Raw genomic sequence first — 14,349 nt, forward strand, 5'->3', positions numbered from 1 at the left:
TGTCATGTCTCACGTCGCTGAAACAGCGCAATCGTTGCAGTCGTCCGCCTCCTCCGCGTCCCCCGCTTCTCCGATATCTCTGCCCTGGGTCACCCGTCTCGTGTCGATGGACACGGTGAGCCGCAATCCAAACCTCGGCCTGATCGAAACCGTGCGCGACGAGCTGCGCGCGGTCGGTATCGACGCGACGCTGACGCACGGTAAGGGCGGCAAATGGGCGAACCTGTTCGCGACCATTCCCGCGCACGACGGCGAAACGAACGGCGGCGTCGTGCTGTCGGGCCACACCGACGTCGTGCCGGTGGACGGCCAGCAATGGGACAGCGATCCGTTCAAGCCGGAGATTCGCGGTGACAAGCTCTATGGCCGCGGCACCTGCGACATGAAGGGCTTCATCGGCGCGGCGCTCGCGCTCGTGCCGGACATGCTGCGCACGAAGCTCGCGAAGCCGATCCACCTCGCGCTGTCGTTCGACGAGGAAGTGGGCTGCGTGGGCGCGCCGCTTCTGATCGCCGATCTGATGAAGCGCGGCGTAAAGCCGGACGGCTGCATCGTCGGTGAACCGACCAGCATGCGCCCGATCATCGCGCACAAGGGCATCAACGCGTATCAGTGCTGCGTACGCGGCCAGGCCGCGCATTCGTCGCTGACGCCGAAGGGCTTGAACGCGATCGAGTACGCGGCTCGCCTGATCTGCTACATCCGCGACATGGCCGACCAGTTCCGCGCGCAAGGCCCCTTCGACGAACTGTACGACGTGCCGTTCAGCACCGCGCAGACCAGCACGATCACGGGCGGCAACGCAATCAACACGGTGCCGGCCGAATGCCAGTTCCAGTTCGAGTTCCGCAATCTGCCGACGCTCGATCCCGAGCAGATCTTCGCGCGCATCGACAGCTACGCGCGCGAAACGCTGCTGCCGAAAATGCTGCGCGAGCACCCGTCGGCCGCGATCGAGATCACGAAGATCGCCGCGGCGCCCGGACTCGATTCGTCCGAACAGGCCGCGATCACGCAGCTCGTCCGCGCGCTGACGGCCGACCAGGACAAGCGCAAGGTCGCATACGGCACCGAGGCCGGCCTGTTTTCGAACGCGGGGATTCCGAGCATCGTCTGCGGCCCCGGCGACATCCAGCAGGCGCATAAGGCGAACGAATTCGTCGAGCTCGCGCAGCTCGTCGCGTGCGAGCGCTTCTTGCGCAAGTTCATCCACAGCATGTCGGTCGAGGCCGCTTAGCCCGTTTCGTTGCAGCGGCGCGCAGCCGCAGTGAACCTGCGCGCCGAGCCACGGGCCTCAGCGACATCGACGACTCCGGAGCGACCGCCATGTCCAGCGCCATGCCGCAGCACACGGATCACACGATCGACGGTGAGCCGATCCCCACGCTCGACGACATCGCCGCGCAGCACTTCGCATTGACGCCCTGGGTCGCGCGCACGCCGGTGTTCGACCGGCTCGACTTCTCGTCGCTGCGCGGCACCGTCGTCAATTTCAAGTTCGAGCTGCTGCAGGCGGGCGGCAGCTTCAAGGCACGCGGCGCCTTCACGAACCTGCTCGCGCTCGACGACGCGCAGAAGAGCGCGGGGGTCACCTGCGTGTCGGGCGGCAATCACGCGGTGGCGATCGCCTATGCGGCGATGCGGCTCGGCGTCAGCGCCAAGGTCGTGCTGTTCAGCGCGGCGAATCCGGCCCGCGTCGCGTTGTGCCGCGAGTACGGCGCCGACATCGTCTATGCGGAAGATCTCGCCGAAGCGTTCGAACTGGTGCGCCGCGTCGAGGCCGAGGAAGGCCGCTATTTCGTGCATCCGTTCAACGGCTATCGCACGGTGCTCGGCTCGGCGACGCTCGGCTACGAATGGGCCACGCAAACGCCCGACCTCGAAGCGGTGATCGTGCCGATCGGCGGCGGCGGACTCGCGGCCGGGGTCTCCACCGCGCTGCGGCTCGCGAATCCGAACGTGCACGTGTACGGCGTCGAACCCGAAGGCTCGGACGTGATGAGCAAGAGTTTTGCCGCCAACCATACGGTCAGAATGGGCCACATGCACAGCATCGCCGATTCGCTGATGTCGCCGCATACCGAGCAATACAGCTACGAGCTGTGCCGCCGCCATGTCGATCGGATCGTCACCGTGTCCGACGACCAGTTGCGCGAGGCGATGCTGATTCTGTTCAATCAGCTGAAGCTCGCGGTCGAGCCGGCTTGCGCGGCCGCCACGGCCGGATTGCTCGGACCGCTGCGCGAACAGTTGCAGGGCAAACGCGTGGGCGTGCTGCTGTGCGGCGCCAATATCGACCCGGTCAGTTTTGCCGCGCATCTGGAGCGCGCGCGCCATAGCGAGTCACAGTTTCCTCAATAGCGACGCGCAGCAAATGCGCTTGTTGCCTTGCGGCTAAAGCACTAGCCTATCCGCTTCAGGTTGGTATGATTCGGCTATTCACATCAGGGAGGTGTATGTATGAGCATGATCCAGGAATTTAAAGAATTTGCCCTCAAAGGCAACGTGATGGATCTGGCGGTCGGTGTGATTATCGGCGGCGCGTTTTCCACCATTGTCAATTCCGTGGTTAAAGACCTGATCATGCCGGTTGTCGGGGTCGCTACCGGCGGCCTCGATTTCTCCAACCTGTTCGTTCGCCTGGGCCATATTCCGGCCACTTACAAAGGCAACCCCGAATCATATAAAGACCTGCAGACGGGTGGCGTGGCGGTGTTCGGTTACGGTTCGTTCATTACCGCGACGATCAACTTCATCATTCTCGCGTTCATCATCTTTCTGATGGTCAAGTTCATCAACAAACTGCGCAAGGAGCCGCAAGCCGCGCCGGCGGAGCCGCCGCCGCCGCCGGAAGACGTGCTGCTGCTGCGCGAGATCCGCGATTCGCTGAACAACCAGCAGCGTTAATCGTCGAATCAAGCTCGGGTTGGACGGCCTGAGCCAGTGAAATCAAAAGGCCTGTTGCGATCGGCGTCGCAACAGGCCTTTGTGTTTTCACGCTGCCTTCAGCGCGCTGCGCTTTATCGAACCTTACTCATCCTTTCGCCGCTTCAATTGCGCGGCATTTTCGATCATCGCTTCGAGCTGGCCGAAATTGACAGGCTTCGTCAAATGCGATGTAAAGCCCGCGCTCAGACAGCGGCGCACGTCCTCGTCGGTGCCGAAGCCGGTCAGCGCGACGGCTGGCACGTCGGAATGTTCGCGAAACGCCTTGACGAAATCGAGACCGGTGCCATCGGGCAATCCGACATCGCTGACAACCAGATCGAACCTGCGCAACTGCGTCGCGGCAAGCGCATCGTCGACGCGCCCGACCACCATCACCTGATGACCCAGGCCGCGCATCAATTGGGCCATCACGTCGGCGGTGTCGGCATGGTCCTCGATCAGCAGCACGGACAGCGAACTCGCCGGCTGCACGTTGCTCGGCACGATGACCGGCGGCGCGGGGGCCGGCGCGGCGGCGATCGGCAGCGTGATCGTGAAGGTCGCGCCGCAATGCGGACCAGGACTCTGCGCGGTCACAGTGCCGCCGTGCACGTCCGTCAAAGCCTTCGTGATCGCGAGACCGAGACCCAGGCCGCCGAACTGCCGCGTCATGCTTTGGTCGCCCTGCTCGAACGCATTGAACAGCTTGCCGATCTGCTCCGGCTCGATGCCGATGCCGGTGTCTTCGACCGAGATCTGCACCTGCATGCGTTCGTCGCGTGTGCGCACATAGATATGGCCGCCGTCCGGCGTGAACTTCGCGGCATTGCGAATCAGGTTCCACAGCATCTGTTGCAGCCGCGCGCGATCGGCGAGCACGTAGTGATGCGTCGCGTGCTTCTCGACATGCACGTCCTGCTGCTTGACCTGGATTTCGCTGCGAAAGAGTTCGAGCACGCTGTCGATCACCTCGTGTACGTCGACGGTCTCCAGCGACAGCCGCAGCTTGCCGTTCGCGACGCGCGTCAGATCGAGCAGATCGTCGATCAGCCGCGCCTCCAGTTCGACGTTGCGGCGGATCATGCGCACGCTCGCACGCGCCTGCTCCGGCAGTTCCGGGATCATCTCGAGCACGCTCGCGCCCGCGAGCACCGGCGTGAGCGGTGTGCGCAATTCGTGCGACAGCATCGCGAGAAAACGGTCCTTCGCGCGATTCGCCTGTTCGGCCGCCTGGCGCGCGGCCTGCTCGGACTCGAGCAGTCGCTCGCGCTCCTCGATCGCCTCGCGCTGCGAGTGGATGTCGGTGCAGCTACCGAACCATTTGCTGACGTTGCCATCGGCATCGCGCATCGCGACCACGCGCACGTCGAACCAGCGGTACTCGCCGTCGTGGCGGCGAATCCGCAGCTCGTGCCGATAGTCGCCGCTGCGGCTCGCGACGGCCTTCAGCCAGCTTTGCCGGATCTGCTCGCGATCGTCGGGATGCACGGCGTCGAGCCACGCGAGACCCTGCGAGCCATGTTCGGGCAAGCCGGTGTAGTCGTACCACTGCTTCGACAGGAAGTCGCAATCGCCGGCCGCGTCGCAGGTCAGCACGAGATGCGGCAACGTCTCCGACAGCGTGCGGTAATGCAGCTCGCGATCGCGCAGCAGTAGCGCTTCGTCGGACGCGCGTTGCAGCCGCACCTGCGACAACACGCGCTCCACGGCCTCTGGCAGATAGTCGAGATAGTCGCCGGACTTCGGCACCACGTCGGACACGCCCGCGCGCAGCGCTTCGATCACGCGCGACTCGTCGGTGAAGCCGGTCACGAGGATCGCCGGAATGCGCACGCCCTCCGCGCGCAGACGCCGGAAGAAATCGAGCCCGGTCTCCGGTCCGCTCAGCTGATAATCGAGCACGAGCAGATCGGGGGCGCGGCTCGCGAGCCGCTCGCGGGCCGCCTCGACGCCGGCGCAAATCGTCACCCGGCAGCCGGCGCGTTCGAGCGACTTGCGCGCGAGCCGCAAGATGCCCTCGTCGTCATCGACGACGAGCACATAGGCGGCGTGCGGCGTGGACACTTCTTCGATCATGCAGGTGCTCTCCAGCTCGATACGGTGCTCATCTTGTCATGAACGGCTTTCGGACAGCTTCAGGGCGGCGCGAGCCGCTGCCCCGGCGGCAGTTTGACCACTTGCAGGAAAAAGCCGAGCCGACGCACGGCCTCGATGAACGCATCGTATTCGACCGGCTTGCAGAGATAGACGTTGCAACCGAGTTCGTAGCAGCGCGCGATTTCGCGCGGATCGTCGGTCGTGGTCAGCACGATCACGGGCACGGCGGCGGTCTCGGGGGCTTCCTTCAGACGCCGCAACACCTCGAAGCCGTCGACGCGCGGCATCTTCAGATCGAGCAGCACGACGAAATTCGCCAGATTCTCGCGCGGCGGATAGGGATGGCCGTCGGCGTCGGTCAACGGCTCAACGGCCGCGGGGCCGAAGAAGTAATCGAGCGCCTGCTGGCCGTCGCGAAAGCGCACGAAACCGTTCGAAATGCCGGCGCGGCGCAGATTCCGCTCGACGAGCGTCGCGTGGCCGTCGTCGTCTTCGATCAGAACGATGCTGACCGCTTGCGCGTGATTCATAGGCTCTCCGTGCCAACGATTCGTCATCCATGCCGCCGGGAGAATGGCAGCGGCAGTGCCCGCGCCGGCGTGCGCCGCGCTCAGAGGCGCGCCGGCTGCTCGGGCAGCACCACGAAAAAGGTCGATCCGGCGCCTTCGGCCGATTCGACCCAGACGCGCCCGCCGTGCCGCTCGACCGCGCGCCGCACCACCGCGAGGCCGATCCCCTCGCCGCTTGCAACGTCCCCGTGCAGACGCTGGAACGCGCGAAACACCTTCGACAGATACACGGCCGGAATGCCGAGCCCATTATCGCGGACGTAATAGGTGCGCATACGGACCGCGCGCGGCTCGCTTTCGTCGACGGGTTCGGGCGCGAGCGCGCCGACCTCGATGCGCCCGCGGCGCGCCGGATCGAGGAAAGTCAGCGCATTGCCGATCAGGTTGCCGAAGATCTGCTCGACCGCCGCCGGATCGCCCCATGCGGGCGGCAGCTCGCGCACCGTGACGCTCGCGGCGCGCTGGCCGATCGTGCCTTGCAGCCCATCGACGACTCGCGCCACCGCGCGCTCGACGCTGACCCGCTGCCACTGATATTCGAGCCGTCCCGCGCGCGAGATGCGCAACAGCGCGTCGATGATCGCCGCCGCGCGCGCGACCGCGGTGCGCAAATAGTGCAACGACTCGCGCACGTCGCCATCGAGGATCTGCGTCATGCGCCGTGCTTCGTTCTCCGGCAGACGAGCCTGTCCGACGAGCACGTCGAGTTCGTCGCACGACACGTGCAGTTCTTTCGAAAACCCCTGCAGATTGACGAGCGGCGAGCGCAGATCGTGCGACACGCTGTAGATGAACATCTCGTTGTCCTGCGTTTCCTGGCGCAATTCCTCATTGACGGCCGCCAGTTCGCGCGCGCGTGCTTCGAGCTCCGTCTTCAGCGCCTCCTGCCCGGCTTCCGCCTCGCGCAGACGCGCATCGGTCTGATGCAGCACCGTGTCGAGCGCGGCGATTTCGTCGCTGCCCGACAACGGCGCCGCGAGCGGCCGGCCGCTGCCGAGCCGCTCGGCGTTATCGGTCAGCACTTCGAGGCGTTGGCCGATGCCGCGCGCGAACACGAAGGCGGTGACCGCCCAGATCAACATCGAGCCGAACACCGCGGCGATCAGTGCGCGCTGCTGAAGCACGCGCCGCTCGCGGAGCGCGCTCGAGCGCTCGACGTCGAGCGCCGACGCCGCCGCGCCGAACTGGGCCAACTCGTCGCGGAACACCGCGATCTGCTCCGGCAACTCGCCGGTTTCGAGCGCGATATAGGGGCGTAGACTGCGCCCCTCGTGCAACGCCTGCGAGATCGCGACACTCTGTTCGCGATACGCGTCGATCGCGCGCCGCATGCTGCGCACGCGCTCGGCCTGGGCCGGCGTTTCGGCGACGAGCGCATCGAGCTTCGCGAGCCGGTCATTCAGGTCGACCCACACCGCATGGCGGTCGATCAGCGAGGCGCTGCCCGTCACCATCGCCGTGCGCACGCGCGCGGCCTGACGCAGCAGCGGATCGACGATGGCCGACGACTCGTAGAGGATCTGCTTGCTGTTGTCGACCCATCGCGCGGCCTGCGCGGTCCGCTCCTGGGTATCGAAGACGACCCCGAGCAGCGCGAGTTCGACCACGCTCGGTATCGCGATCAGCAGCAGACCTTTGGTGAATAGTTTCATGGTCCCGTCAGGGCATTCAGGCTGTGGTTCAGGCTGTCACTCGAACGGCGGGGCTCGCGCGCGCACCCGTCGCGCCCTGCAAGGCGGGCGCCGCGCGGCTGGACGGGCCATTATCGACGTGAATCAGTGATATTTCAACGACGCGCCAGCAAGCGCTCGACCACACAAAGATGACTTTTTTATTGGGATGGGATGTTTTTTCCGCGCCGCCTGCGTCTATGATGGAGACAAGGTGTGCTGGGATGCGAATGCGCGCGGCGAGGCGGTTCGGCATGATTCGTGCGGGAGGCGGTGGGGCGATGCGGTAGCGTCGAATCATCGTGAATCCGGCCTTGTCGTATGCTATAAAACATCGACGTGCGGCGCGCGAAAGCCGGGAGTGGTCGCATGAGGACGCAGCGATTCTTGCAATTCTTTTTCAGGCGAATTTTTATGTCCTTCCCGAAAAAGCGTAGACGCGCGAAGGTGGACGGCGACGAGTCGTTCCTCGCGGTTCTGCGGCATTTCAAGCCGTTCGGTCAACTCGACACCAAGATTGCGCGGGCTCGCGCGCAGGACGAACCGGTGCTCTATGCACACGTGCTGCCCGGACTCGACGTGCTTCTATGCAGTGTGCGCGGCGCACAGCCGCCCTACCCCGCACCAGCCGAATTGCGGCGGCGCTGCCTCGAATCCATTACCAACGCGCTGGAGCAGCCGCTCGATGGTCTCGAGAACGGCGGCTACTGGTACGAGGCCGACGGCTTCGGCTTCCTCGTGTTCGCGAGCCGTGCGCGCGGCAAGATTCTGATGGAGTTCGGCGCGACACGAATCGGTACCCGGCGCGGCGTGCGTCGCCAGGATGCGTCGGGCGATGCAACACCACGTTCGCTCAGATAGGCCAATCGGGCACCCTGAAGTTCAGGGCTGCTGACAGGTCGTTCTCTTCGCTTCATCGAAACCCTGGCTCGACGGCAACCGCGCGCAGCTCTTCACGCGGCATCATGCCGTTGATTCGGCGATCGCATCATCGACGCGCTCGCCGCGCCTCAGCTGCCCTTGTATTCGGCCGCGCTCGCCGGCGACGACGTCGCTGGCTTACGATCCACCGCGGCTGGCGACGACGCGCCGCCCGAGGACTTGTTGACGGGCGCGCCCTCGAGCGATATCGGCGCCTTCGGCTGTTGCTTGACGCCCGGCGGCGGCGCCTTCGGCATCTGCCGCACTTGCGCGAGCAATTGCGCGCACGGCAGCGGCTTGTTGTTGCTCGGCGCAAGCAGCGGGATCAGCGCCGCGAACGGATTGATCAGCCCGAGCCCGACCGCCGCGCCGCCGCGCAACGCGAGCGCGGCCGCATTGACGCCGACGTGCGGATCCTTGAAGGTGCCCTTCACGTACAGCGGCGAGCGCAGCGAAAAGACCCGGAAGCCCTTCGTATGCGGATGCACGCCCAGGTCCATCGTCTCGTCGCGCAGATTCACGTGACCGTCGATGTTGATTACCGCGTCGCCGGTGTCGAGCGCGAACACGCGCGCTTCGAGCACGCCGTCGGTCGCGACGAAATCGGCGGCCGCGCAATTGATCTTCACGTTGCTAGTGCCGAACAGCTTTTCATAGACGACGTTCGCGACGTTGAGCCCGGCCGCCTCCATCAGCAGACGACTCACGGTGCCGTCGGTCACGAGCGCCTTCAACTCGCCGTTCGAAGTCGCCGCGAGCGCCGCCGGCGAATTACCGGTCGCGGACAGCGACGCATCGCCGTTGATCTCGCCGAGCGCGTTCTGCATCGTCTTGAAGCTCGGGAACAATTGCTTCAACTTGACGTGCCGCGCCGACATCGCGAAGCGGCCCTTCAGCGGCGCCGCGCTGCCATCGAGATGAATGTCCGACGCGAGCGAGCCGCCCGCGACGCCGAACTTCAGCGGCACGAGCGACAGCACGCCGTCGGTCATCACGACGTGCGTGTACAGATCGGTGATCGGCAGGTTCGCGTTCTTGATGATGCGCCGGCCGGTGAACTTGACGTCGGCGTCGATCGCCTTCCAGCGCTCGGTGCGGAACTCCTCGACCGGCAGTGCGCGGTTGCCCGGCTGCGCGGCCGCGTCGCCTCGCCTCGCCTTGCTCGCGTTCGAATCGGCGCCGATCACCGGCGCGAGATCCGAGAACTGCAACAGATGCGACTCGAGTTCGCCCTGCAGCAGCGGACGTGGCTCGCGCGCGGTATAGGTCAACGAACCGTTCAGATCGCTGCCGCCGACCCGGCCTGTAAAGTTTTCATACGTGAACACGTTGCCGCTCGATTTGAACTGACCGATCAGACGACCCTCGGTCGCGTACGGCGGGGTCTCGGGCAAGGTCACGCCGGTCAGCGAATACAGGCGCGCCATGCTGTTGCCCTGCAGCCAGAGACGCAGATCGAGCGCCCCGAGATGCGCCGGATCGGTGAGCGTGCCGACGAAGGCGATATGCAGATCGCCGGCCTTGACATCGGCCTGCACCGGGAACGGCCGGTTCGCGTCTTGCAGCGCGAGCACGCCGCCGAGCTTGCCGTTGCCCGACACCGGCGTGCGGTTGTAGGTGCCCTTGACGGTCCAGCCGATCGCATAAAGCGGCGTCGCGCGCCTGGCGCCAGGTGCGCTGCCGCTCGCCCCCGAGACAGCCGCGGCCGGGCTGGCGCTCCCGCTGGTGGTTTCGGCCGGGGCGGCGGCGCCGCTCGTCGCGAGCGCGCCGGAAACCGCGGCCACGCCCGACGTTGCGGACGCGCCCGATGCGCCCGACGCCTGCGCCGCCGCTTCATAAGCCGCCGCTGCGGAAGCCGCCTTCACCTCCGAGGCCGCCTGTGCCTCGGCCTGCGCGGCGAGTTGGCGCGCGCCCGCCCGGCCGACGGCCTGAGCCGACGCGCTGCGCGAGGCCGCTTCCTGCTGCTTCAGCGCGTCGCCGATCGGGATCGGCTGCCCGAGCGTATCGACGACCATCTGCACCTCGACCTTCTTCTGCTGATCCGACAGCGCGATGTTGCCCTTCGCGAACGCGATATCGTGCAGATCGAGCTTCCACTCTGTGGGTCCGCTCGACGACGGCAGCTTGAAGGTCCAGTTATTGCGCCCGTCGACAAGACGTTCCAGATCGACCGACGGATTCACGAGGTTGATCGCCGGAATCACGATGTCGTGCGCGAGCAGCGGCAGCACCTCGACCTCGAAGTCGATTTCGTCGAGCGTCGCGAACTGCGGCTGTTTGGTCCAGTCGGGATTGCCGATCGCGATGTTGGCCGCCGAAAAGCGCGGCCAGGGCACCCAGCCGCGCCAGCCGGTCTCGCCGACCGCATGACGCCAGCCCACCTTCAGGTCGCCGTTGATCGCAAACGGCCGGCCGATCGCCTGGCTGACCTTGTCGTCGATGTAAGGCCGCGCGCGGTTCCAGTCGAAGCTCAGGATGAAGATGACGAGCGCGACAATCAGGATCACGAGCGCCGCCAGCAGCCATGCAAAGATTTTTCCGACCCGTCGTCCGGTGCCGCTCGACCCTGCCATTGAAAAGCTCCGCGTATTGTTCTACGTTGTGCACCGTGCAGCAGTTATCGTACCTGGCGCGCGAGCATGAATCGCCGCGTCGGTCGTGCGCTGTTGCGCCTCGTCGTTTTATCATGGCGCACGCTTTGCCGACAGCCCCACCGGCGCACCCTCCCCACGACGTTCCAACCATGACCGATGTTCCCTTCGTCCTCGCCGACGGCATCGTGCGGCGCGATGCGCAACGCGGCCAGACGCTGTTGCAGCCGACCACCTTCGCCCTGCGCGCCGGCGAGCGCGTCGCGATTACCGGACCGTCCGGCTCCGGCAAGAGCGTGTTTCTGCGCGCGCTCGCGCTGCTCGATCCGGTCGATGCGGGGCGCATCCTGTGGCATGGCGCGCCGCTCGAGCGTGCGCGGATTCCGCGCTACCGGCGCGCAATCGCGTATATCCGGCAGCGGCCCGCGCTGATCGACGGCAGCGTCGAAGACAATCTGCGCTATCCGTTTGAGCTGCGGGCATATCGCGACGCGCGCTTCGATCGCACGCGCGCGGCCAGGCTCGCGATGCAGGCCGGCCGCGGCGAGGACTTTCTCGGCAAGCGCGCAAGCGAATTATCGGGTGGCGAAGCGCAGATCGCCGCGCTGATCCGCGTGCTGCAACTCGCGCCCGAAGTGCTGTTGCTCGACGAGCCGACCGCATCGCTCGACCCGGCGTCGTCGCGCGCGATCGAAGCGCTCGTGCAGGCGTGGTTCGATGCCGCGCCGGGCGCTCACGCATCGATGTGGGTGTCGCACGATGTCGAGCAGGCGGCACGCATGAGCGAACGGCATCTGACGATGCGCGCCGGCGTACTGGCCGAACACACTTCCGTGCGGCGCGATGCGGACCAACGCGCTCCCGCGGACCAGCGTCGGGAGCCCCGCCAATGAGCCTGCAGAATCTGAGCTTATGGGACGTCGCGATCGCGACGCTGCTGATCGTCGTGAATGGCGCGGTGTCGGTCGCGCTGAAGCTCGATCTCGAGCGCAAGCTCGCATGGGCGGCGGTGCGCACCGTGGTCCAGTTGCTCGCGATCGGCTATGTGCTCGGCTGGGTGTTCAGTTTCGCTCGCTGGTACGTGGTGCTGCCGCTGATGATCGTGATGACGCTGATCGCCGGTTTCGCCGGCGCGCAGCGCGGCAGCCATACCTATGCCGGACAACGCGCCGACAGCGTGCTGTCGATCTGGGTCAGCTCGTGGCTCATGGCCGCGGTGGGACTGTTCGTCGTGATCCGCATCCATCCGTGGTACGCGCCGCAATATGCGATTCCGATTCTCGGCATGATCCTCGGCAACACGCTGACCGGTGTATCGCTCGGCATCGAGCGGATGACCGAGGAGCTGACCGCGCGGCGCGACCGCGTCGACATGGCGCTCGCGCTCGGCGCGACACGCTGGGAGGCCGCCCAGGCGCCGGCGCGCCAGGCGGTGCGCGCGGGCATGATGCCGACGTTGAACCAGATGGCGGTGGTCGGCGTCGTCAGTTTGCCAGGCATGATGACCGGTCAGGTGCTGGCCGGGCAGTCGCCATTGCAGGCGGTGCGCTATCAGATCGTCATCATGTTTCTGATCGCGGCGGCGGCGGCGCTGGGGACCGTGGGCGCGGTGCTGCTCACGTACAGGCGGCTCTTTTCGGCCGAGCATCAGTTCTTGCCGGCGCGGCTCGGCGAGCGTGAGGCACGCAAAGGATGACGCACAAGGATGACGCGCTAGCGCGTGCTACGGTCGCGCACGCGGCCATCACGCCGCACGCTCGAACCTTCAACGCTTCGCGGTGACGGCGATCTCCGTGCCGTCGGTCAGCGTCAGCGTTTTCGTCGTGCCGTTGACCGGCATCGTGAAACGCACGATCTGACTCACGCGCATATCGTTCGGACACTTCAGCGTCTTGCCGCCGCTCGTCACGGTTTTCACGCCATGCGGCGTCTGCGCCTGGAAGCTCAGCTGGACGGCCGCGGTGCCGTCGCTTGCCACCACCGGCGCGAAGCGGATCTGCGTCTGGCGGATCATCGCGCCATTCTCGTCGACCGGCAGCGACGCATAGTCCGGGCATGCGTCCGTCGCGGCCACCGGACCGCCGGGCGGCACGGTCTTCCACGTGAAGTCGTCCGATTCGCCCGAGCGGATCGTGCGGGTCTCCTGGGAATTGCCGAACTGTTTCGACGTGACGCGAACGGTGTAGCGGATCGGACCGTCGAGCGGGGCCTTGTTGGTCACCGTGATCGGCGTGGCTGCGCGAGCAGCCGGCACGAGCGCGCAGGCGAGAGAAGCGACAACGGAAACGGCGGAGAGTTTGAAGCTGAAGCTCATACTGTCACCTCCTTGTTGTGCCGCTGCGCGCTCGCGTCGACGCGACTGCCTGTGCGCTGTTCACGCACTGCCGAGGGCCGGCCGGTTCATACCGGCTGGCCTCGCCGCAAAACACGCAACCGTTTTGGCATGCTGCGTCGTCAGTCTAACGCCAAGCGCGCTGCCGCGCGTGTCGTGTCGGCCCGGGTGTTAACCCGCTTGCGGCGACGCGCTTTCTGCGCGTCGATTTCATCTCAGAAGCCGGTCAGCACCAGCTTGCCGATCGCGCGTCCTGCTTCGAGCAACCCATGCGCGCGACGCAGATTCTCCGCGTTGATGCGGCCGAGGTCCTGGCCGAGCGTCGTGCGCAACGTGCCGGCATCGACGAGCCGCGCGACCTCGGTCAGCAGCTTGTGCTGCTCGGTCATGTCGGTCGTGCCGAACATCGAGCGGGTGAACATGAACTCCCAGTGAAACGCGGCGCTCTTCGCCTTCAGCAATTCGACGGGCACGGCGGCGCTGTTCTCGACGATCGTGCAGACGCCGCCTTGCGGCTTGATCAGTTGCGCGGCGGCCGGGAAATTACGGTCGGTGTCGTTGAAGATCAGCACGTAGTCGACCTGCTCGATGCCGATCTCCTTCATCTGCGCGGGCACATCGCCGAAATGATCGACGACGTGATCCGCGCCGAGCTCCCGTGCCCATTTCGCCGATTCGGGCCGCGACGCGGTCGCGATCACCTGCAGCTTGCCGAGCTGCTTCGCGAGCTGGATGCCGATCGAGCCGACCCCGCCCGCGCCGCCGAAAATCAGCACCGTCCGGCCTGCGTCGGCGCCCTGCGGCGATACGCCGAGGCGATCGAACAATGCTTCCCACGCAGTGATCGCGGTCAGTGGCAGCGCGGCCGCGTGCGTGAAATCGAGCGACGCCGGCTTGTGCCCGACGATCCGTTCGTCCACCAGATGAAACTCGCTGTTGGCCCCCGGCCGCGTAATGCTGCCCGCATAGAACACCGGATCGCCGACCTTGAACAGCGTGACCTCGGGCCCGGCCGCGACGACGGTGCCTGCCGCATCCCAGCCGAGCACGCGCGGCGTCTTCTCGAGCGTGTCTTTCGGCGCGCGCACCTTGGTGTCGACCGGGTTCACGGAAATGGCTTCGACCTTGACCAGCAGATCGCGGCCGGTCGCTTCGGGTTGCGCGATCTCGACGTCGACGAGCGCTTCGGCGTGATCGATGGGCAGATAACGGTAGAGTCCGACGGCTTTCATGGCTGCTCC

The 14,349-nt window shown here is 66.0% G+C and carries 13 protein-coding genes; 6 read left to right on the top strand and 7 right to left on the bottom strand.

Annotation, left to right across the window (positions count from 1 at the left end; genetic code table 11):
- Positions 1-4: 4 nt before the first annotated feature.
- The 3 genes from argE (at position 5) to mscL (ending at position 2,907) form a co-directional block, all read left to right on the top strand.
- Positions 5-1,237 (top strand): acetylornithine deacetylase, encoded by a 1,233-nt coding sequence (gene argE / locus F6X40_RS14275; protein ID WP_187628281.1) that lies wholly within the window; start codon positions 5-7, stop codon positions 1,235-1,237.
- Between the two features lie 89 nt (positions 1,238-1,326).
- Positions 1,327-2,361 carry a threonine/serine dehydratase gene (locus F6X40_RS14280; RefSeq protein WP_184063618.1) on the top strand — a complete coding sequence of 345 codons (1,035 nt, stop codon included), beginning with the start codon at positions 1,327-1,329 and terminating at the stop codon, positions 2,359-2,361.
- A gap of 99 nt (positions 2,362-2,460) precedes the next feature.
- Positions 2,461-2,907, top strand: coding sequence for a large conductance mechanosensitive channel protein MscL (gene mscL / locus F6X40_RS14285; RefSeq protein WP_090804694.1), 447 nt, complete (start codon positions 2,461-2,463; stop codon positions 2,905-2,907).
- Between the two features lie 123 nt (positions 2,908-3,030).
- On the opposite strand, the gene F6X40_RS14290 is transcribed toward mscL, so the two are convergent.
- The 4 genes from F6X40_RS14290 to F6X40_RS14305 form a co-directional block, all read right to left on the bottom strand.
- The gene (locus F6X40_RS14290) at positions 3,031-5,004 is read right to left on the bottom strand and encodes a response regulator (RefSeq protein ID WP_187628282.1); all 1,974 of its coding nucleotides are present in this window, start codon (positions 5,002-5,004) and stop codon (positions 3,031-3,033) included.
- A 59-nt stretch (positions 5,005-5,063) separates the two neighbouring features.
- The gene (locus F6X40_RS14295) at positions 5,064-5,555 is read right to left on the bottom strand and encodes a response regulator (protein ID WP_187628283.1); all 492 of its coding nucleotides are present in this window, start codon (positions 5,553-5,555) and stop codon (positions 5,064-5,066) included.
- Positions 5,556-5,635: 80 nt separating this feature from the next.
- The gene (locus F6X40_RS14300; protein WP_187628284.1) at positions 5,636-7,246 is read right to left on the bottom strand and encodes a sensor histidine kinase; all 1,611 of its coding nucleotides are present in this window, start codon (positions 7,244-7,246) and stop codon (positions 5,636-5,638) included.
- 28 nt (positions 7,247-7,274) lie between these two features.
- Positions 7,275-7,565: a hypothetical protein gene (locus tag F6X40_RS14305; RefSeq protein ID WP_187628285.1), complete on the bottom strand. Its 291-nt coding sequence runs from the start codon at positions 7,563-7,565 to the stop codon at positions 7,275-7,277.
- A 68-nt stretch (positions 7,566-7,633) separates the two neighbouring features.
- Here F6X40_RS14305 and F6X40_RS14310 point away from each other — a divergent pair, with 68 nt between their 5' ends.
- Positions 7,634-8,125, top strand: coding sequence for a hypothetical protein (locus F6X40_RS14310; RefSeq protein ID WP_184063633.1), 492 nt, complete (start codon positions 7,634-7,636; stop codon positions 8,123-8,125).
- Between the two features lie 149 nt (positions 8,126-8,274).
- On the opposite strand, the gene F6X40_RS14315 is transcribed toward F6X40_RS14310, so the two are convergent.
- The gene (locus tag F6X40_RS14315) at positions 8,275-10,758 is read right to left on the bottom strand and encodes an AsmA family protein (RefSeq protein WP_187628286.1); all 2,484 of its coding nucleotides are present in this window, start codon (positions 10,756-10,758) and stop codon (positions 8,275-8,277) included.
- Positions 10,759-10,928: 170 nt separating this feature from the next.
- Between F6X40_RS14315 and F6X40_RS14320 the strand changes: the two genes are divergently transcribed.
- Both F6X40_RS14320 and F6X40_RS14325 read left to right on the top strand, forming a co-directional pair.
- Positions 10,929-11,669, top strand: coding sequence for an ATP-binding cassette domain-containing protein (locus F6X40_RS14320; protein ID WP_184033411.1), 741 nt, complete (start codon positions 10,929-10,931; stop codon positions 11,667-11,669).
- Positions 11,666-12,472: an ABC transporter permease gene (locus F6X40_RS14325; RefSeq protein WP_187628287.1), complete on the top strand. Its 807-nt coding sequence runs from the start codon at positions 11,666-11,668 to the stop codon at positions 12,470-12,472. Before F6X40_RS14320 ends, F6X40_RS14325 begins: the two co-directional genes overlap by 4 nt.
- A 69-nt stretch (positions 12,473-12,541) precedes the next feature.
- Here F6X40_RS14325 and F6X40_RS14330 read toward each other — a convergent pair whose 3' ends face one another.
- On the bottom strand, positions 12,542-13,090 hold the full coding sequence (locus F6X40_RS14330; RefSeq protein WP_187628288.1) for a DUF6013 family protein: 549 nt from the start codon (positions 13,088-13,090) through the stop codon (positions 12,542-12,544).
- Positions 13,091-13,323: 233 nt separating this feature from the next.
- Positions 13,324-14,340 carry a zinc-binding alcohol dehydrogenase family protein gene (locus tag F6X40_RS14335; RefSeq protein ID WP_187628289.1) on the bottom strand — a complete coding sequence of 339 codons (1,017 nt, stop codon included), beginning with the start codon at positions 14,338-14,340 and terminating at the stop codon, positions 13,324-13,326.
- Positions 14,341-14,349 lie beyond the last annotated feature (9 nt).

It is taken from the genome of Paraburkholderia sp. UCT31, from assembly GCF_014397655.1.
GTDB lineage: Bacteria > Pseudomonadota > Gammaproteobacteria > Burkholderiales > Burkholderiaceae > Paraburkholderia > Paraburkholderia tuberum.